The following is a 17,138-nucleotide window of genomic DNA, read 5'->3' as shown; positions in this document are numbered from 1 at the left end:
GTCACCGGGACGCCGGGCTCCGTCCGGGGTCGTCGCAGAGTGCCGCCCCGATCGCGGCCGTGGCGTCATCGTCCTGGGCGTCCGTGCCGCCGGGGTCGAGGTTCACCATGACCGTCGCACTCCGCCCGTCGGTGGTCGCGCCGCCGAGCGTCTCAAAGCCGAAGATGTCGCCGCCGTGGCCCCAGTACACACCTCCGCAGGGCAGCGTCCTGCTCTCGAGGCCGAGGCCGTACGCTCTTCCGTTCGCGCCACCGGTCGGCCGCGTCGTCATCATCTCCCGCAGCTCGGCCGGGTGGAGTAGCCGCCCGTGCAGGAGCGCGTCGAAGAACCGCGACATGTCGGCGCCGCTGGAGATCATGTCGCCCGAGGCGATCGCGATCGAGGGGTTGAACTCCGTCATCTCCACGATCGGTGTGCCGTCGTCGGGTCGTATGTAGCCGCGTGGGTGCGGACCGGGGATCGTGGGGCTGTCGCCGGGCACGTACGTCGCGCGCAGGCCGAGAGGTACCAGGATGCGCCGGCGGACCTCCTCGCCGTACGGGTGCCCGGTCACCTTCTCGATGAGCATCCCGGCCAGCAGGTATTCGGTGTTGGAGTAGCCCCAGCCCGTGCCCGGCTTGAAGACCGGAGGATGGCCGAGGGCGAGCGACAGCAGCTCCGCCCGATCGTGGTGGGCATAGCGGTCGGCGATGAAGTCCGGGAACGACAGGTAGGCCAGATAGTCGGGCAGCCCGCTCGTGTGCTGGAGGAGTTCGCGCACGGTGATCTCGCGGCCGTCGTTGCCGTGGCCCCGCACCACGCCCGGCAGGTAGCGCTCCACCGGAGCGTCCAGCGAGACGCGGTGCTCGCCGACGAGTTGCAGGATGACGGTCGCGACGTACGGCTTGGTCATGCTGCCGATACGGAACCTGCTGTCGCCGCGCATCGGCGCGCCGGTGTCCAGGTCGGCGACGCCGCTGGTCAGCACCGTTCTCCCGTGCCCGTCTTCGATCTCGGCGAGCGCCCCGGGCGCCCCGTCCTCGGTGGTCAGACGCCGCAGCACCTGCCGGAGCGCGGGCCGGTCCGTGGCGTCCGCATGTGGCGTCACCGCGGACGATGCGACGCCGGCCGCCAGGGCCAGGGTGAGTGCGCCGGCGAGCGCACGTGTGTACCGGATCACGTGGTCCTCCCTCGATCATCTGGGAGTCGTCACGCTAGATACCGCACCGCGTGGTCCGCGTCACCCGTGAGAGCCGTCCGGCGCGTCGTACCCGAGGCTCAGAGGTCCATCACGGCGAGGACGAAACGCACGTCCTCATCGCTCTCGTTCGCGTACGAGTGCGGCCGGTCGCCCTGGAACACGGCAGCGTCGCCGGTCGCCACCTCCGTACGGCTCTCGCCCACGACCAGGCTCAGCACGCCCGACTCGACGGCGGCGATCTCCCGTGTGCCGGAGGTGTGCGCCTCGCTGTCGCGGCGCTCGCCGGGCCGCAGCTCCCATCGCCAAAGCTCCACCGACGGACGTGGGTCGCTGCCGGCCAGCAGCGTGCCGCTACCGCCGTGGGGACCGTGCCAGAGCACCACGTGACGTCCGGCCGGGAACAGCTGGATCGGCGGCTCCTCCTCGACCTGGACGAGCCGGGTGAGGGGCACGCCCAGGGCGTCGGCGACACGGGTGAGCGTGCCGAGGTTGGGGTTGCCGCGCACCTGCTCCAGGGCGACGAGAACGCCCTTGCTGACTCCGGCGCGCGCGGCGAGCTGGTCCAGGCTCCAGCCGTGCGCGCCGCGCAGGGAGCGCACGGTGCGGGCCACCGCGTCGCCGACCTGGTCCGTCATGGGCCCACCCCGCATGGTCATTAGAATGTACTGCACGGTACGATATTCCGACCGAAGGCGGGAAGGGGCCCACTCATGCTGGATCGGATCTTCGTCGATGACACGGTACGCGGTCTGCGTCCCGACTTCGCGGTGCTGCTGATGACCGCGGAGGGCCTGGTGAACACGGCTTCTTCCGGCGATGTCCCGCACACCGATGGCCTGGCCGAGTCCGCGGCTCCGCACGTGGAGGCATGGCGCGAGGCGTACCGCGGCTTCGGCGTGAACCCCAAGCGCGCGCGGCCCTCCGTCGACGCCCTGCTGCGCCGTGCCGAGCTGCCCGGGATCAACCGGGTCGTGGACGCCTACAACGCGGTCAGCGTCCGGTACGGCCTGCCCATCGGCGGCGAGGACCTCGACGCCTATGACGGACCGGCCCGGCTGGTCCGGGCCGAGGGCGGCGAGCCGTTCGACACGGTCAAGAACGGCGAGCCGGTCGTGGAGCATCCCGAGCCCGGCGAGGTCGTCTGGCGCGACGACGCGGGCGTCACCTGCCGTCGCTGGAACTGGCGCCAGTGCACCCGCACCCACATCACCGAGCGGACCAAGAACGCGCTGTTCATCCTCGAACGCCTGGAGCCCTACCCGCTCGACCGGCTCACCGCCGCGGGCACCGAGCTGGCCGCACTTCTGCGCGCGATCACCCCGGAGGTGGCCATCGCCACCCGGCTGGTCGAGCCGTGATCATCACACTCGCGCTCGCGTCGGCGATCGTGTTCGGCGCCGGCGACTTCTGCGGCGGAGCCGCGTCGCGTCGGGGCGGGTCGACGCCCGTACTCATGTTCAGCCTGCCGACCGGACTGGGCCTGCTGCTGATCGTGGCCGTGGGCCTGGGCGGCACGACACATCCGGGCGCGCTGGCCTGGGGCGCCGCGTCCGGTCTGGCCGGTGGTGGCGGAATGCTGATGTTCTACCGCGCCCTGGCCGAAGGGCCGATGAGCGTGGTCGCGCCGGTGTCGGGGCTCATGGCCGCCGTGCTGCCCGCCGCCGTCGGCGTGGCGCGCGGCGACCGGCTGTCGCTCACCGCGTACGCCGGGATCGGGTTGTGCCTGGTGGCGATCTGCTTCGTGAGCGTGGAGAAGAGCGCCGGGCGGGTACGACGGCGGATGAGCGGGCCCGTGCTGGCGGTGCTCGCCGGGATGGGTTTCGGGGCCTTTTTCGTCCTCATCAAGCAGGGCGACGACGGCACGTTGTGGCCACTCGCGGCCTCCAAGGCGGTCGGCGTCTTGATGGTCGTCGCCGCCGCGGCGGTGTCCGGCCGTGGACCGGCGGCGCTGCTGCGTGACCGCGTCACGATCGGCATCGCCATGCTGGCGGGCTCGCTCGACGTGCTGGGCAACGCGCTGTACGTCCTCGCGGCGCGCGCCGGGATGCTGAGTGTCGCGGGCGTCCTGAGCTCGCTGTATCCGGCGAGCACCGTGCTGCTGGCCAGGGTGGTGTACGGCGAGCGGCTCCGGCCGATCCAGCGCGTCGGCCTGGCCATCGCGGTGGCCGGGGTCGGCCTCGTCACGTCGGGCTGAGCTCCCGGCCGGCGACGTGCCGACCCAGGGCGTGTCCGTCGGACACGCCCTGGTGCGGACTCAGTGGAGGTTGACGACGATGTCGGAGTGCTGCGGGCTCGAACGCAGTCCGGCGGACTCCAGCGCCTTGCGGTAGGCGTCCATCATCGCCGCCGAGTCGTCGGCGGTGCCGAACAGGTCGCCGAGCTCGCGCCAGACCCGTGCGGTCGCCCGCGAGGTCTCGAGATCGGCCAGCTCGTCACGGGCGGCGCGCAGTGCGGCGAGCGCCGCTTCGCGGTCGGCGGTCGCGATGAGCGCCTGGGCCAGCATGAGCCGGGCGCGGATGGTCGTGACCGTGGTCTCCGGCCGGGCGCCGAGGTCGGCCAGCACCTGCTCGGTGATCGTCACGGCCGAGGCGGGCTCGCCGATCAGCACCTTCGAGCGGGCCATCTCGATCTGACACTCGGCCGCGTCCATGCCGGTGAGCATCGGCTCGGCGGCGTTCAGCAGCTCGAGCGCCTTGCCGGCGTCCACCGGGGACGCGCCCGACGGCAGGAGGGTGCGTGCGGCGGTGACCCGCAGCCGCGCCTGTGCCTTGGCCTGGTCGCCGCCGGCGTGCAGGGCCAGTGCCTGCTCCGCGAGGTACAGCGACTCGCCACCCTCGCCCTCGTCGAGAGCCTGCTTACTGGCGTCGACGTAGGCCGAGATCATGATCGCGGGGTCGGGCTCGCTGGCGGTCAGGAGCCGCTCGGCGAGCTCGTACGCGGGTGTGGGCTCGCCACGGTCCAGGTAGGTGGCGATCAGCGTGCGGCCGATCTCGGCCGCGTCCTCTCCGCCGAGCAGGCTGAGCTCGGTGAGGCGGTTGAGCGCGGACTCGCCCAGTGCGAGGGTGCGGCCCAGGTCGCCGGCGACGCGGTAGCAACGGGACAACACGATGGTCACCGGCAGCCAGCCGGCCCGTCCCCGGTCGCGTGAGGCCTCCTCGCGGAGCTCCTCAAGGGCCTTGATCGCCTCTTCGCCGCGTCCCAGGGTCTCCAGCGCCCGTGCCCGGCCCCAGCGTGCGCGCTTCATCAACTCGGGGTCGTTGTCGACCGCCTCGAGGATCTCACCGAACCATGCGAGAGCCTGCGGGGCGTCGTCGCCGAGGAGCGCGAGCTCCGCGTGGCGTGCGCGTACCTGCAGGTGGAGCCGCTCTTCCGGCTCGATGCCCTCGGAGAGGTATTCCGGCAGACAGCCCAACCGGCTCGCCAACAGCCGTACGACCGCGGGAGTCGGTGTTCGCTTCCCGGACTCGATCAATGAGATGTAACTGTCGGACAACTCGGTCCCGGCAAGCTGGGCCTGAGAGAGGTGCTTACTCAGGCGCAGGTTGCGGACTCGCTCACCAACGCTTCCTTGACCCGGCATCTCGACTCACTTACCGAAGGGCTTCACGCGGATTGGGTTACGTCCTGATTGTGGGTTGCACTACCTCACAGAAGGAGGGTAACCCAAACAACTTGGACAAGGTGTAGGAGTGCGGGTCAAGTTACTGAGTAGTGATCAGTTGTCCCGAGGGTCGTTCTTTAAGCATCCGGGTTGTCCGGGTTGCCCTCGGGAGGCGGATCCCCACCCTGGCCGTTGGGCTTGGGGTCCCGCTTGGGACGTCGCTTTTCGATGGGGTCGTCGGGTTCCTTGTCCTTGGTCGGGAAGATCATGCTGCAGACCTCGAGGTACAGCTGCTCGGGGTAAGGCAGGAAGCTGACGACACGGAAGGCTTGGTCTTGACCGGCGGACTCGAGGACGAACTCGCCATAGCCCAGCATCCGGCCACTGATTGAGCGTTGAAAGCTCATGTCGGTGACTTTGGCCAGAGGCATCATGGCCACCTTACGAGTGAGCAGCCCAGTGGTCAGGAGCATGCGCTGGTTGGTGATCACAAAGTAGTCGACCGACCACGTCGCGACCTTCCAGACGAACCACGCCAGGAGGATCAGCCATGCCCACCAGATGTAGTTGACCAGTGAACCGTTGCGGTCGACGACCACGTTGCTCAGCACGCCCGCGACCACGAGTCCACCGAGCACGAAGGCGATCGGGGTCATCAGGACGGCGGGATGCCGGCGTACCGTGATCACCTGCTGCTCATGTGGCAGGAGATAGCGGTGGATTGAGGCCGGCGCGGAGTCGCCGGGAGTCACGAGTCTCATGTCAGCGCGTTCACGAACTGAGACAGGGAGTCACCGGCCGACGCGAGACTGCTGGCCGTGTTGTGGACGATCTGGGCCGCGCCCCCCGGCGACTTGAGCAGGTAGAAGACCACAAAGGCCCCCAGTGCCCAAGTGAGGTACTTCTTCAAGGACTTGCCTCCCGAAGCCTGACCCACTAACCCAACTCAAGTTGTACACCAGTAGTGGATCTGGCTGCAAAGAGGTTCGTGGCCGTATCTGCGCGCCGAAATCTCCATGACTCAGGCGGTCAGGAGGGCTCAGCCGCCGGCGTTGCCTTCGGCCGCCGCGAGCGCGAGCACCTCGAGGTGTTTACGCGCGATGCGTTCGACCAGCTCAGGGGAGGCTTCGCCGATCACCTCCTCGGCGCTGTGCCGCGCCGCCTCGACGCATCGAATGACCATCTCGGCGGGATGCACCTCGCCGAACTCCAGCGCGAGGCTCTCGGCAACCGCCTCAAATGTCCACGCCATAACGCTCCCCGAATCACCGCTCGCGGCGGGTGTGCGCCGCCGAGCCCCCTCGTCACAATCCGTAGCAGGCTATTACCCTCCGCGTCCGGATCTTGAACGCGGACACCTTTGGGGCGTCACGGGCCGCGCAATCCCCTCCATCGGGCGTGGCCGGACGTGGCCGTACCCGGTAGAACCTGGGGTTATGACCACAGAGGCCGAGCGCGGTTGGCTGACCCCCATGCGTGCGCGTTCCGCGGAGGAACGGCATCGTGTCTCCACGCCGCTGGAGCTCTTCTTCGACCTGTGTTTCGTCGCGGCGGTCGCCCAGATGGTGGCGCCGTTGCACCACGACATCTCCGAGGGCCACGGCCGGCATGGCGTCTCGTCGTTCCTGCTGGTGTTCTTCGCGATCTGGTGGGCGTGGATGAACTTCAGCTGGTTCGCCTCCGCGTACGACACCGATGACGACGTGTACCGGATCACGGCGTTCGTACAGATCGCGGGCGCCCTCGTGCTCGCGGCCGGCGTGAAACCGGCGTTCGACGGCGGCGACTTCGTCGTGATCACCATCGGTTACGTGATCATGCGGCTGGCGATGGTGGTGCAGTGGACGCGTGCCGCGCGCAGCGACGCGCCGCGCCGCGCGACCGCGCTGAGATATGCCGCGGGCATCACAGGAGTCCAGATCGGCTGGCTGGTCCGGCTGGCGCTACCCGAGGACTGGCTGGTGCCGGCGTTCCTGCTGCTCGTGGCCGCGGAACTGCTGGTCCCGGTCATCGCCGAGCGTGCGCCCGGCGGACCCACGACCTGGCATCCGCACCACATCGCCGAGCGGTACGGCCTGTTCACGATCATCATGCTGGGCGAGGCGGTCTCCGCCGCGACGATCGCGATCCGTACCGGGCTGGACCTCGGCGAGCACGTGCCGGCGCTGGTCTCGCTCGCGGTGGCCGGGCTGGTGATCGTGTTCGCGCTGTGGTGGCTCTACTTCGACCGGTCGGCCGGTGGCCTGCTGACCTCGCTGCGGGTGGCGATGCTGTGGGGGTACGGCCACTACTTCATCCTCGCGTCCGCCGCGGCGGTCGGGGCGGGCCTGTCGGTCGCGGTCGACCACTACAGCCACCCGGCGCACGTCACGGCCGTCGTGGCCGGGTACGCCGTCGCGGTCCCTGTCGCCCTCTACCTGTTCTTCGTGTGGCTGTTGCACATCCGTCCGCACCGGCGGCGGCCGCTGGTGGTGGCCTACCTGGTGGGGGCCGCTCTGACGCTGCTGGCGCCGCTGGGCCCCGCACCAGTGCACGTTGTGGCGGGTCTGCTCACCGTCCTGGTCGCGATCACCGCGACGCTGGGCCGCCGCAGGACGCCGGCTCCCTAGACGACCCCGTAGAGGCGGTCGCCGGCGTCGCCGAGCCCGGGGACGATGAAGCCGTTCTCGTTGAGGTGGTCATCGACCGCGGCCGTCACGACGCGGACCGGCACCTCGACGTTCACCAGTGCCTCCTCCAGGTGGGCGATGCCCTCGGGCGCGGCCAGCAGGCAGATCGCCGTGACGTCGTCGGCGCCGCGGTCCAGCAGGAGCTGGATCGCCGCCGCCAGGGTGCCGCCGGTGGCGAGCATCGGGTCCAGGACGTAGCACTGCCGTCCGGACAGGTCGTCGGGCAGGCGGGTGGCGTACGTCGTCGCCTTGAGCGTGCCCTCGTCGCGGACCATGCCCAGGAAACCCACCTCCGCGGTGGGAAGGAGCCGGGTCATGCCGTCCAGCATGCCGAGGCCGGCGCGGAGGATGGGCACCACGAGCGGCTGCGGCCGGGTCAGGCGCACGCCCTCGGCCGGGCCGACCGGTGTGGTAACGGTCACATCGGCGACGCGTACGTCGCGGGTCGCCTCGTAGGCGAGGAGCGTCACGAGCTCGTCGGCCAGGCGGCGGAATGTTGGGGAATCTGTGGTCTCGTCACGAAGCGTGGTGAGCTTGTGGGCGACGAGGGGATGATCGGCGACGAGGGTTTTCATATTGGATCACGGTAGCCGAATGGATACCTGAGCATGGGGAACGTAGTTCGCATGGACGATCGCATGAGTCCTGAGGAGGTTCGAGATCGACTTCGCCGCCGGGCGGTGTTCTTGCGGGAGCTGGCAGAGGCGCGTGAGCTCCGCAAGAGAGTGAGTCCCCGGCGATGGCGGCAGGAGCGCATCCGCGCCACGGTTCGCATGCGCACGTTCCGGGCGAACTAGAGGGGTTCCCGCGCGCTGGTTTCCCCGTGCCGCGACTTTCGCAGCCCCACATCTGTCAAGATGCCCGAGCAGGACGCGCGGCGGTGGGGTGAAGATGACGGAACTCGATACGGCGGACTTCGCCGTCGTGGTCTCCCGAGAGGACGATGCGTGGGAAGTAGAACAGCTTCCCATCGCGTTGACCGAGGACCTGGCGGGGCTGATCCATGCCCTGAGGCAGCAGCCCAGCATGGCGGGCACGATCGGGCTGGCCTCGATCGGAGACGATTTCTTCGTCGCGCTGCGGGTGCTGGCGGACGAGGTGATGATCTTCCTGTCGGACGTCACGGCGTCCCTGGACTGGCCGCTGGCCGGGCAGGTGGTCGAATACCTCGAGCTGGACATCCCCGACGACGAGGATCTCGACCAGGTGCTCCCGGCCGGCGACATGTCGATCTTCTCGGACCTGGGCCTCGACGAGATGGAGCTCGGCGCTCTGAGCGGCGATCTCGATCTTTTCCCCGACGAGATGCTGTCCAGCATCGCCTCACGCCTCGGATTCGGTGCCGCTTTCGAGCGGGCGATCGAATAACCGACGTCTTTTGGAGAGAATGAAGGCGTGCCGTACTTCTCCGTGGCCTTCGCGCGCAGCGACGCCGGATGGATCGGGACCGAGACCGACCTCGCCGAGGTCGCCGGTGTCGATGACATCACCGACATCATGCGAGAAACCGCCGTTGAGACGGCGGGTGACACGGTCGTCCTCCTCATCGAACAGGAGGACGAGTGGTTCGCCGTCGTGCGCCTCGACGACGGCGGAGATGCCCGGGTCTTCCTCTCCGACCCCCGGGCGACCCAGACGAGTGATCTCGCGCACATGCTCCACGACCAGATCGGCGAGATCGACGAGGTTCCCACCGACGATCCCGTCGGCGATCCCGGCCTCCTGGCCGACCTCGGCACCGAGCCGGCACGACTGACAGAGCTGGGAGAGCGCAGGTTCCCCGGCGACGCGCTGTCGGTCATCGCCGAGCGGGCCGGGTTCGCCGAGGACTACGACAGGCTCAGATAGCCCGGCCATGCGAGAGCCGGCCATGCGAGAGGCCATGCGGCTCGCCCTGCGGGAGGCCCGCCGGGCGGCCGGTGACGTGCCGGTCGGCGCCGTCGTCCTCGACTCCGCGGGCCAGCTCGTCGGCGCCGGTCGCAACGAACGCGAACGGACCGGCGACCCGACCGCGCACGCCGAGATCGTGGCGCTGCGCCAGGCCGCCGCACGCCTCGGCGAGTGGCGGCTGAGCGGATGCAGCCTGGTGGTCACCCTGGAGCCGTGCACGATGTGCGCGGGCGCCGCCGTGCTCTCCCGTGTCGAACGCATCGTGTACGGGGCGATCGACCCCAAGGCCGGGGCCGTCGGGTCGCTGTGGGACGTCGTACGCGACCGGCGCCTCAACCACCGCCCCGAGGTGGTCGCGGGCGTGCTCGCCGACGAGTGCGGGGCCCTGCTCACCGAATTCTTCGCCCGAAGGCGGGATTGAACGGGTGCATGGTTCCGGTAGGCTCGCGTCTTGGTGGAGTCGCCTAGTGGCCGAGGGCGCACGCCTCGAAAGCGTGTGATGGGGCAACTCATCCGTGGGTTCAAATCCCACCTCCACCGCCACCGCACCGCCGACCGTACACCGGTCGGCGGTCTCTTTTTTCCCTCCGCGCCTCGCGTCGCCACACTCAACGCGACCATACGATCACTCAGGGTAAAGAAAACTTGACGATCGGAATGGCTCGGATCGATATAGCCCACCGTTTGCGGCGGTCATGCTGGCAGAGCGATGCGCAGGCCAGCTGGCCCTTCGGCGAGGGGAGGATCATGTTCGGTCCGCAGGGCTTCGTCCTCTTCGCGCTGCTCGTGCTGCTCTTCGCGGGTGCCCTGTTCTGGCTCGTCCGGGCGAGGCACACGGCGTTCAAGGTGGTCGCCGGGGTGCTGGCGTTCCCACCGGCGATGATGTTCGGGGTCGCGCTCGTCAACAACTTCTACGGCTACTACGAGAGCTGGGACGACGCGTGGCGCGAACTCACCAACCAGGCTCCGGCGAGCGTCGCCAGAGTGCCGGACCTGGGTGGCCGCCTGGACCGCGTGCTGCGTGAGGCGGTGCACAAACGGCAGGCGCGCAAGAACGGCTTCGCGCTGGAGACCACGTTGCCCGGACCCCAGAGCCGGATCAGCCGTCAGGGCGTCGTCTACCTGCCGCCGCAGTACTTCCAGCAGCCGTACGCCGACCGGCGCTTCCCCGTCATCGAGCTCATCCACGGCTCGCCGGGCACGCCGAGCGACTACGAGGGCCGGCTCAAGATCTCGGGCATGCTGCGCAAACTGATCTCCACGCACAAGGCCAAACCGGTGGTCCTGGTCATCCCGGACGCCAACGGGGGGCTCGACCGCTCCACCCAGTGCCTCAACACCGTCCATGGCGAACAGGACGAGACCTACCTCGCGCTCGACGTCCCCGACGACATCTCGGGCCGGCTCCGCGTGGAGCGGCCCGGCGCCGCCTGGGGCATCGCGGGCTTCTCCGAAGGCGGCTTCTGCGCTGCGAACCTCGCGCTGCGCCATCCGGACCGGTACGGTGCCGCGGCCTCGCTGAGCGGCTACTTCGAGCCGCTGCGCACCAACCACCTGCCCCGGGTGATCGATCCGTTCGCGGGAGACCGGACGCTGCGTGCCGCGAACTCACCGTTGAAGGTACTGGCCAGTGCCCTGCCTCCGTCGCCGCTGCCGCATTTCTGGGTGATGTCCGGCAACGCGGTTCAGAGCGACATGGTGCAGGCCCAGGCGTTCGTGGATCTGGTAAAGCAGTACGAGCCGGGTGCGCCGTTCCTGGTCATCAAGGGTGGTCAGCACAACTACGTCGCGTGGCGCGAGGCGTTCCCGAAGATGTTCGAGTGGGCGACGTCGCAGGTGTAGGGCCTATGACGACGAGGGCGCGACGTCGACGACATCGAGGTCGAGCACCCGGGCGTGCAGAACGATGCGCTGGTGCAGCGCCGCGCGCAGCGCCCGGTGCAGGCCGTCCTCGAGATAGAGCTGACCGCGCCACTGCACGACGTGCGGGAACAGGTCGCCATAGAACGTCGAATCCTCGGCGAGCAGGGAGTTCAGGTCAAGGCCGGCTTTCGTGGTGATCAATTGGTCGAGGCGTACCTGGCGGGGAGGAACACTCGCCCAGTCCCGGGAGCTGAGACTGTGCTCCGGGTATGGGCGCCCCTCCCCAACGGCCTTGAAGATCACGTCATGCAGTTTAGGCCGCGATGCCGGTGATCACGCCACTTGTTGTGCTCCTGGTCTGCATCAGATTTTGCTCGATATCGGACCTGCAGGGTACGAATCAGCAGGGGGCCGATACCCGAACGGGTACCGGCCCCCTGCTGATGATCTGTACGGCTCTTGTCAGCGGCGTCTTCCGCGACCGCGCCAGTTGTAGCCCGAGCCGACTCCGGCCAGGTGCAGAGCGATCAGGAGGAAGCCGATGGTGTCGAGCGTCTGGTAGTTGAAAAAGTCAGAGCCGACACCGGCCCAGTCGCAGACCAGTGCGATGGCGAAGACGACAGCGGCGATTATGGCGAGCATCTCATTACCTCCATTTGGATCGAACGTCTCCCCCGAGCTGCACCAGAGATCTCCGCAGGAAACGTGATCAAACACCCGATTCGCAACAAGCTGGACACATTCACATCACGACCAGGGAAGACGGGCTTCGGCGCGCGGCGTCAGGGCGCCCGGGAAAGGCCGCCGCGCGGTCACCACGGCGGCGAATCCGCGCTCGGCGACGGGTGCCTGGCCCATCGCCGCTGTCGTCGACATCCGGCGCTTGAACCAGGCCTATGTAGAGTTCTGCTTATGGACGGCCCGCGGATGACCTTGCAGACCCAGCGTGTGCTGCGCGCGGCGCTTCAGGAGCCGGCACGGGAGTGGTACGGCCTGCAGATGTGCGACGTCACCGGCCTCCCCTCGGGGACGGTGTATCCGATCATCTCGCGGCTGGAACGCCACGGCTGGATCGAGTCTCGCTGGGAGGACCCGGCCGAGCACATCACCGAAGGCCGCCCTCGCCGCCGGTACTACCGGCTCACCGGTGACGGCGCCGACCGGGCGCGCACCGCCCTGGCCCGGGTCGACCAGGCAAGGCGCCCCTCGGCCCGCCTGCCCTGGTCGGAGCCGCCTCGCCCGGAGGGGACTTCGTGACACCCGGCCCGTCGAGCAATTGAGTCCACAATAGATTGTCTATAACGAAACCATCCACTAAGGTCTCTCTTGACGGGACAAGGGAGGCTTCACATGGCGACTCTCGACGAGGCCGTGCGCCGGATTCTGGATGGCACGAACTTCGCCAGCGTGGCGACGGTGCGGGCGGACGGGGCGCCGCAGGTGTCCGTGGTGTGGGTCAAACGTGACGAGGACACGGTCCTGTTCTCCACCACGGCGGGCCGGCAGAAGGCGAAGAACCTCACCGCGGATCCGCGCGTGAGCGTCTCGATCTACGACCTCGCCAACCCGTACGAGTCCGTGGAGATCCGTGGCAACGCGGAGCTGACCGTGGACGAGGACAAGTGGCTCCCCCGTGAGCTCTCGCACAAGTATCTCGGCGAGGATCCGCCGAAAGCCGAACCCGGAGAGGTCCGGTTGATCGTCAGGGTGATCCCCGAGAAGGTCATCCGTTTCGCGCCCGACATGTAGCCGCTGCCGGCTACGCGACGGCACCCTCGTACGCGTGCCGTTTGCGGCTGGCGATGACGTCATCGACGATGCCGTAGGTCCTGGCCTTCTCGGCGGTGAGGAACTGGTCCCGGTCGATGTCCCGGCGGACCTGCTCGATGTCCAGACCGGTGTGCCGGGCGAACATCGTCTCCGTCTGGGCGCGCATGCGCAGGATCTCGTTGGCCTGGATCTCCAGGTCGCTGACCTGCCCTTGGATGCCTTCGATGGACGGCTGATGGATCAGGATCCGCGAGTGCGGGAGCGCCGCGCGGCTGCCGGGCGTGCCAGCGGCGAGGAGCACCGCGGCCGCACCCGCCGCCTGGCCGACGCAGACCGTCTGAATCTCAGGACGGATGAACTGCATCGTGTCGTAGATCGCCGTCATGGCCGTATGCGAACCACCCGGAGAATTGATGTAGAGACTGATGGGACGATCCGGATCGATGGACTCCAACGTGAACAGCTGAGCCATCACATCATTGGCAGAGATGTCGTCGACGTCGGTGCCCAGAAAGATAATTCGCTCTTCGAACAGTTTGTTGTACGGGGTGGTCTCCTGGGTGCCGTACGACGTTCGTTCGGAGAACGACGGAAGGATCTGACGGTTTTCCACTGGAAATCGCTCTTCTCGGTTCATGACAGCGACCCGTCGGCGACCTGGTCTGCACTGTGGACAACGTGGTCGATGAAGCCGTATTCCCTGGCCTCCTCGGCGGTGAACCACCGGTCGCGGTCGGAGTCGGCCGTGATCTGCTCCACCGGCTGGCCGGTGTGGAAGGCGATCCGCTCGGCCAGCGTGCGCTTGGTGTGCAGCATCTGCTCGGCCATGATCTTGACATCGGTGGCCGTCCCGCCGAGGCCACCATGCGGCTGATGCATGACGACCTGCGTATACGGCAGCGCGTACCGTTTGCCGGCCGTGCCCGCGCACAGCAGGAACTGGCCCATCGACGCGGCGAAGCCCATCGCGACGGTGACGATGTCGTTCGGGACGTACTGCATCATCCCGTAGATCGCCATGCCGGCCGTCACCGAGCCGCCGGGCGAGTTGATGTAGAGGCGGATGTCCTGGCGAGGGTCCTCGGCGGACAGCAGGAGCAACTCCGAGCAGATGCGATTGGAGATCTCGTCATCGACCTCCTGCCCCAAAAAGACGATCCGGTTGTTCAGGAGCCGTTGATATAGCTGGTCGCTCGTGTCGGCAGGCGACGGCCGGCCCAGGGTCTGGGACGTCATCATTCACCATCCAATCGTCTGTTGCTCACCGCGACATTAACCGAGGTCCTTCCTGTGGAGAACGTTTTTCGCCGTGGGCGGACCGCATTTTTCTCGCCGTAATCCGCGGAAAGTCACAGGTCAATCCAATTTCGCCGTCAGCGCATATGCCCTCGGCGGAATCGGGATGCGCCGCTGGGCCGTGACGAGCAGCGGGGCGCACCAGGGCGGCGGGTACACGCGTGCCCTCGTCCCGTACGGCGTCCGGTCAGGCCGTGAACGGCGTCGTGGTGGCCAGCTCCGTGAAGCCGAGGCGCAGCAGGATCGGGCGGCTGGCGGGGAGGGCGTCGACCTGGAGGTAGCGGTGGCCGGCGGCCCTGGCCAGCGCGGCCCGGTAGGCGACCAGTGAGCGGAACACGCCACGGCCTCGCCAGGCGGGGACCGTGCCGCCGCCCCAGAGGCCGGCGAAGTCGGTGCCGGGGTGGAACTCGACGCGGGCGGCGGAGACCGGTGTCCCGTCGGCCCAGGCGATCACGGCCGCGGCCCGGTCCGGCCGTCGCGTGAGAGTCGCCAGCAGGATCGCGCCCAGGTCGGAGTAGTCCCCGCCGAAGACCTCCTCGTGCACCTTCACGAAGGTCTCCACGCCGCGCTCGTCCTCGACGGCCCGCAGCTCGACGCCTGGAGGCGGTTTCACGTCCATCTCGAGGTCCGCGATGTCGGCGACGAGCAGCGCCTCGTCCGGCTGGGGCGCCAGTCCCGCGGCGAGCAGGCGTTCCGGGAGCTCGACGGGACGGTCGTAGGAGTAGTACTTCCACTCCCACGGCCGTCCCGCGAACCGCCGGACCTGTTCGGCGATGACCGCGTCCACGTCGGTTCCGTCCAGATCGGACCAGACGACGGTGTTCACCGGGCCGATCATGCGTACGACGTGACCGTCGTCCTCGACCTGCCCGTCCGGCGGGTCGGGCTCCGGACGCCGCCGTACCTGATCGTCGAAGGCGGCGAGCACCGCTGCTGAATCCATGCCGGTCAGCCGACCAGAGGCTCACCGAAGGCGCAACCGGTTACCGGATCGGGAACGGGACCCCGTGCTCCTCCTGTGGACGCGTGCCGAAGACGCGCCGGTCCCCTTCTTCGATCGGCACGTCGTTGATGCTCGCCTCGCGGCGGCGCATGAGCCCGTGCTGGTCGAACTCCCACAGCTCGTTGCCGTAGCTGCGCCACCACCGGCCCTCGGCGTCGTGACACTCGTACTGGAAGCGCACCGCGATCCGGTTCGCCTCGAACGCCCACAACTCCTTGCGCAGGGCGTAGTCGAGCTCACGCTCCCACTTGGCGGTGAGGAAGGCGACGATGGCGTCCCGGCCTTCGAGGAACGTGCCGCGGTTACGCCAGACCGAGTCCTCGGTGTAGGCGAGCGCCACCTTGGCGGGATCGCGGGTGTTCCAGGCGTCCTCGGCCGCCTGGACCTTCTGTGCCGCGGTCTCCGAGGAGAAGGGCGGGAACGGAGGACGACTGTTCATGTCTCGATGCTCCTTCGTGATCGCCGGCGGGAAAGGCCGACTACCTGGATCTTCAAGTGTCGCGCGGACGGCATTCTCCGGCGCGGTCCTGCGGGCGCTCACCGCATGAGAGAATGCTGCCCGGCCGTAAGCGAACCTCACGCCTGACCCGCTCGCGTCGGCGCGCCGCCAGAGGTTTCCCGGGCCCCGGCCACCAGGTCATTCCCCAGCCAGGAGTCCGCATGGTGCAAGTCGTCGTTCCCCAAGCTCTGATCGACCGCCGCAGCCCGGTGCGGCTCATCGTCAGTGGCGGTGGCAGCGGCGGCCACACCTTTCCGGCCGTAACGGTCGTCCGTGCGGCCCGTGCGGCCCTCGAAGCCCACGGCCTCGAGTTCCAGCCCTTCTGGGTGGGCAGCGCCGCCGGCATCGAGGCCGGCATCGCCACGGACGAGGGCGTGCCGTTCACCGCGATCCCCACCGGCAAGCTCCGGCGGGCCCGCAACCCCCTGGCCATGCTGTCGGCGGCCAACATCCGCGACGCGGGCAAGGTTCCGGCCGGCGTCACCGAGGCGATCGGCGTGGTCCGCAACATCCGGCCCGACGCCGTGCTGTGCACCGGCGGCTACGTCTCGGTCCCCGTCGGCCTTGCCGCGCGCGTCTGCCATCGGCCCCTGCTCGTCCACGAGCAGACCGTACGCGTGGGCCTCGCCAACCGGATCACCATGCGCGGCGCCACGCGCATCGCGCTCAGCGCCGAGCCGGCTCTCGACCTCCTCCCGGAGCGCCTGCGCGAACGCGCGGTGGTGACCGGCAACCCGATCCGTCCCGGACTGCGGGAGGGTGACGCCGCCGCGGCGCCGGGCAAGCTCGGCTGGACGGGTTACAACCCGTCGCTGCCGACGGTCTATGTCACCGGCGGTTCGCTCGGCGCACGGCAGGTCAACCAGCTGGTCGGCGCGATCCTGCCCGACCTGCTGCAGCGCGCCAACGTCTTCCACCAGGCGGGCAAGCAGATGGAGGGGGAGGCGCTGGCCCTGGCCGAGACGCTGCACCCCGAGCTGCGGTCGCGCTACCTCGTGCGCGGCTTCATCGGTCCCGAGCTCCCCGACCTGCTGGCTCTCGCCGACGTCGTCATCGCGCGGAGCGGTGGCGGCACCATCAGCGAGCTGACGGTCGTGGGCAAGCCCTCGGTGCTCATCCCGCTCATCCCCACCGGCGGGGACGAGCAGGTCCGCAACGCCAAACACCTCGCCGAACGCGGCGCCGCCCGCGTGCTGATCGGCGAGGACGCCACTCCGGCGCGCCTGGCCGAAGAGCTCTTCGCGCTCCTCGCCGACCCGGCACGGCGCGCCGAGATGGTCGCGATCGCGCGCGGCATGGGGCACCCGCAGGCCGCCATCGCCCTGACCAACGAGATGCTCGCGCTCTGCGCCACGAACGCGCGATGA

The 17,138-nt window shown here is 68.8% G+C and carries 22 protein-coding genes, 1 tRNA gene and 1 pseudogene; 11 read left to right on the top strand and 13 right to left on the bottom strand.

All coding sequences use genetic code 11. The annotated features are described in order from the left end of the window. Position 1: 1 nt before the first annotated feature. Positions 2-1,159, bottom strand: a complete 1,158-nt coding sequence (locus tag FB559_RS15080) for a serine hydrolase domain-containing protein (RefSeq protein WP_141956207.1) — start codon at positions 1,157-1,159, stop codon at positions 2-4. A gap of 98 nt (positions 1,160-1,257) precedes the next feature. Then, positions 1,258-1,815: a helix-turn-helix domain-containing protein gene (locus tag FB559_RS15075; RefSeq protein ID WP_141956206.1), complete on the bottom strand. Its 558-nt coding sequence runs from the start codon at positions 1,813-1,815 to the stop codon at positions 1,258-1,260. Between the two features lie 75 nt (positions 1,816-1,890). Between FB559_RS15075 and FB559_RS15070 the strand changes: the two genes are divergently transcribed. Continuing rightward, entirely contained in the window at positions 1,891-2,538 is a 648-nt protein-coding gene (locus tag FB559_RS15070; protein WP_141956205.1) for a B3/B4 domain-containing protein, read from the top strand. Beyond that, entirely contained in the window at positions 2,535-3,374 is an 840-nt protein-coding gene (locus tag FB559_RS15065; protein ID WP_141956204.1) for a DMT family transporter, read from the top strand. Before FB559_RS15070 ends, FB559_RS15065 begins: the two co-directional genes overlap by 4 nt. Before the next feature lie 60 nt (positions 3,375-3,434). On the opposite strand, the gene FB559_RS15060 is transcribed toward FB559_RS15065, so the two are convergent. The 4 genes and pseudogenes from FB559_RS15060 to FB559_RS15050 all read right to left on the bottom strand — a co-directional run bounded on the left by FB559_RS15060 (position 3,435) and on the right by FB559_RS15050 (position 6,033). After that, positions 3,435-4,760, bottom strand: a complete 1,326-nt coding sequence (locus tag FB559_RS15060) for a helix-turn-helix domain-containing protein (protein ID WP_141956203.1) — start codon at positions 4,758-4,760, stop codon at positions 3,435-3,437. 266 nt (positions 4,761-5,026) lie between these two features. Beyond that, positions 5,027-5,542: pseudogene (locus FB559_RS15055) on the bottom strand (PH domain-containing protein); the annotation flags it as partial. Next, positions 5,539-5,718: a hypothetical protein gene (locus tag FB559_RS43855; RefSeq protein WP_221640562.1), complete on the bottom strand. Its 180-nt coding sequence runs from the start codon at positions 5,716-5,718 to the stop codon at positions 5,539-5,541. The gene FB559_RS43855 and the pseudogene FB559_RS15055, both read right to left, overlap by 4 nt. 102 nt (positions 5,719-5,820) lie before the next feature. Further along, the gene (locus FB559_RS15050) at positions 5,821-6,033 is read right to left on the bottom strand and encodes a hypothetical protein (RefSeq protein WP_141956201.1); all 213 of its coding nucleotides are present in this window, start codon (positions 6,031-6,033) and stop codon (positions 5,821-5,823) included. A gap of 184 nt (positions 6,034-6,217) precedes the next feature. Between FB559_RS15050 and FB559_RS15045 the strand changes: the two genes are divergently transcribed. Continuing rightward, on the top strand, positions 6,218-7,390 hold the full coding sequence (locus FB559_RS15045; RefSeq protein ID WP_141956200.1) for a low temperature requirement protein A: 1,173 nt from the start codon (positions 6,218-6,220) through the stop codon (positions 7,388-7,390). On the opposite strand, the gene upp is transcribed toward FB559_RS15045, so the two are convergent. Further along, on the bottom strand, positions 7,387-8,025 hold the full coding sequence (gene upp / locus FB559_RS15040; protein WP_141956199.1) for a uracil phosphoribosyltransferase: 639 nt from the start codon (positions 8,023-8,025) through the stop codon (positions 7,387-7,389). The two genes, FB559_RS15045 and upp, sit on opposite strands and share 4 nt — an antisense overlap. 316 nt (positions 8,026-8,341) lie before the next feature. On the opposite strand from upp, the gene FB559_RS15035 reads away from it, so the two are divergent. The 5 genes from FB559_RS15035 to FB559_RS15015 all read left to right on the top strand — a co-directional run bounded on the left by FB559_RS15035 (position 8,342) and on the right by FB559_RS15015 (position 11,182). Then, positions 8,342-8,818: a tRNA adenosine deaminase-associated protein gene (locus FB559_RS15035; protein ID WP_141956198.1), complete on the top strand. Its 477-nt coding sequence runs from the start codon at positions 8,342-8,344 to the stop codon at positions 8,816-8,818. Between the two features lie 27 nt (positions 8,819-8,845). Continuing rightward, positions 8,846-9,298 (top strand): tRNA adenosine deaminase-associated protein, encoded by a 453-nt coding sequence (locus FB559_RS15030; protein ID WP_141956197.1) that lies wholly within the window; start codon positions 8,846-8,848, stop codon positions 9,296-9,298. Between the two features lie 22 nt (positions 9,299-9,320). Continuing rightward, positions 9,321-9,761, top strand: a complete 441-nt coding sequence (tadA, locus tag FB559_RS15025; protein WP_246121606.1) for a tRNA adenosine(34) deaminase TadA — start codon at positions 9,321-9,323, stop codon at positions 9,759-9,761. 32 nt (positions 9,762-9,793) lie between these two features. Then, positions 9,794-9,883, top strand: a tRNA-Ser gene (locus tag FB559_RS15020). Between the two features lie 204 nt (positions 9,884-10,087). Further along, positions 10,088-11,182: an alpha/beta hydrolase gene (locus FB559_RS15015; RefSeq protein ID WP_185792214.1), complete on the top strand. Its 1,095-nt coding sequence runs from the start codon at positions 10,088-10,090 to the stop codon at positions 11,180-11,182. A 3-nt stretch (positions 11,183-11,185) separates the two neighbouring features. Here FB559_RS15015 and FB559_RS15010 read toward each other — a convergent pair whose 3' ends face one another. Then, complete coding sequence (locus FB559_RS15010; RefSeq protein WP_141956195.1) at positions 11,186-11,506, bottom strand: type II toxin-antitoxin system VapB family antitoxin; 321 nt, start codon at positions 11,504-11,506, stop codon at positions 11,186-11,188. 159 nt (positions 11,507-11,665) lie between these two features. After that, positions 11,666-11,845, bottom strand: coding sequence for a hypothetical protein (locus tag FB559_RS15005; protein WP_141956194.1), 180 nt, complete (start codon positions 11,843-11,845; stop codon positions 11,666-11,668). Between the two features lie 285 nt (positions 11,846-12,130). Here FB559_RS15005 and FB559_RS15000 point away from each other — a divergent pair, with 285 nt between their 5' ends. Further along, positions 12,131-12,460: a PadR family transcriptional regulator gene (locus FB559_RS15000; protein WP_141956193.1), complete on the top strand. Its 330-nt coding sequence runs from the start codon at positions 12,131-12,133 to the stop codon at positions 12,458-12,460. A 93-nt stretch (positions 12,461-12,553) separates the two neighbouring features. Continuing rightward, a complete protein-coding gene (locus FB559_RS14995; RefSeq protein WP_141956192.1) occupies positions 12,554-12,952 on the top strand; it encodes a PPOX class F420-dependent oxidoreductase in 399 nt (132 codons plus the stop codon). 10 nt (positions 12,953-12,962) lie between these two features. Here the strand turns inward: FB559_RS14995 and FB559_RS14990 are convergent, their stop codons facing one another. The 4 genes from FB559_RS14990 to FB559_RS14975 all read right to left on the bottom strand — a co-directional run bounded on the left by FB559_RS14990 (position 12,963) and on the right by FB559_RS14975 (position 15,711). Beyond that, positions 12,963-13,610: an ATP-dependent Clp protease proteolytic subunit gene (locus FB559_RS14990; RefSeq protein WP_141956191.1), complete on the bottom strand. Its 648-nt coding sequence runs from the start codon at positions 13,608-13,610 to the stop codon at positions 12,963-12,965. Further along, a complete protein-coding gene (locus tag FB559_RS14985) occupies positions 13,607-14,212 on the bottom strand; it encodes a ClpP family protease (protein ID WP_141956190.1) in 606 nt (201 codons plus the stop codon). The genes FB559_RS14990 and FB559_RS14985 overlap by 4 nt, the downstream gene beginning before the upstream one ends. Positions 14,213-14,456: 244 nt before the next feature. Beyond that, on the bottom strand, positions 14,457-15,212 hold the full coding sequence (locus FB559_RS14980) for a GNAT family N-acetyltransferase (RefSeq protein WP_141956189.1): 756 nt from the start codon (positions 15,210-15,212) through the stop codon (positions 14,457-14,459). A gap of 40 nt (positions 15,213-15,252) precedes the next feature. Further along, a complete protein-coding gene (locus FB559_RS14975) occupies positions 15,253-15,711 on the bottom strand; it encodes a nuclear transport factor 2 family protein (protein WP_141956188.1) in 459 nt (152 codons plus the stop codon). Between the two features lie 221 nt (positions 15,712-15,932). Here FB559_RS14975 and FB559_RS14970 point away from each other — a divergent pair, with 221 nt between their 5' ends. Further along, entirely contained in the window at positions 15,933-17,138 is a 1,206-nt protein-coding gene (locus FB559_RS14970; protein ID WP_141956187.1) for a UDP-N-acetylglucosamine--N-acetylmuramyl-(pentapeptide) pyrophosphoryl-undecaprenol N-acetylglucosamine transferase, read from the top strand.

Source organism: Actinoallomurus bryophytorum (assembly GCF_006716425.1).
Classification (GTDB): Bacteria; Actinomycetota; Actinomycetes; order Streptosporangiales; family Streptosporangiaceae; genus Actinoallomurus; species Actinoallomurus bryophytorum.
The sequence above is the reverse complement of the archived record's forward strand: the minus strand, read 5'-3'. Positions and strand labels throughout refer to the sequence as shown.

Excerpts from the sequence above, each read along its gene's own strand:
- FB559_RS15070 (WP_141956205.1), top strand. The coding sequence starts at position 1,891 with ATGCTGGATCGGATCTTCGTCGATGACACGGTACGCGGTCTGCGTCCC.
- FB559_RS15005 (WP_141956194.1), bottom strand. The coding sequence starts at position 11,845 with ATGCTCGCCATAATCGCCGCTGTCGTCTTCGCCATCGCACTGGTCTGC.
- FB559_RS15075 (WP_141956206.1), bottom strand. The coding sequence starts at position 1,815 with ATGACGGACCAGGTCGGCGACGCGGTGGCCCGCACCGTGCGCTCCCTG.
- FB559_RS15050 (WP_141956201.1), bottom strand. The coding sequence starts at position 6,033 with ATGGCGTGGACATTTGAGGCGGTTGCCGAGAGCCTCGCGCTGGAGTTC.
- FB559_RS15015 (WP_185792214.1), top strand. The coding sequence starts at position 10,088 with ATGTTCGGTCCGCAGGGCTTCGTCCTCTTCGCGCTGCTCGTGCTGCTC.
- FB559_RS15035 (WP_141956198.1), top strand. The coding sequence starts at position 8,342 with ATGACGGAACTCGATACGGCGGACTTCGCCGTCGTGGTCTCCCGAGAG.
- tadA (WP_246121606.1), top strand. The coding sequence starts at position 9,321 with ATGCGAGAGGCCATGCGGCTCGCCCTGCGGGAGGCCCGCCGGGCGGCC.
- FB559_RS15060 (WP_141956203.1), bottom strand. The coding sequence starts at position 4,760 with ATGCCGGGTCAAGGAAGCGTTGGTGAGCGAGTCCGCAACCTGCGCCTG.
- FB559_RS14975 (WP_141956188.1), bottom strand. The coding sequence starts at position 15,711 with ATGAACAGTCGTCCTCCGTTCCCGCCCTTCTCCTCGGAGACCGCGGCA.
- FB559_RS15000 (WP_141956193.1), top strand. The coding sequence starts at position 12,131 with ATGACCTTGCAGACCCAGCGTGTGCTGCGCGCGGCGCTTCAGGAGCCG.
- upp (WP_141956199.1), bottom strand. The coding sequence starts at position 8,025 with ATGAAAACCCTCGTCGCCGATCATCCCCTCGTCGCCCACAAGCTCACC.
- FB559_RS14980 (WP_141956189.1), bottom strand. The coding sequence starts at position 15,212 with ATGGATTCAGCAGCGGTGCTCGCCGCCTTCGACGATCAGGTACGGCGG.
- FB559_RS14990 (WP_141956191.1), bottom strand. The coding sequence starts at position 13,610 with ATGAACCGAGAAGAGCGATTTCCAGTGGAAAACCGTCAGATCCTTCCG.
- FB559_RS14995 (WP_141956192.1), top strand. The coding sequence starts at position 12,554 with ATGGCGACTCTCGACGAGGCCGTGCGCCGGATTCTGGATGGCACGAAC.
- FB559_RS15045 (WP_141956200.1), top strand. The coding sequence starts at position 6,218 with ATGACCACAGAGGCCGAGCGCGGTTGGCTGACCCCCATGCGTGCGCGT.
- FB559_RS14970 (WP_141956187.1), top strand. The coding sequence starts at position 15,933 with ATGGTGCAAGTCGTCGTTCCCCAAGCTCTGATCGACCGCCGCAGCCCG.
- FB559_RS14985 (WP_141956190.1), bottom strand. The coding sequence starts at position 14,212 with ATGATGACGTCCCAGACCCTGGGCCGGCCGTCGCCTGCCGACACGAGC.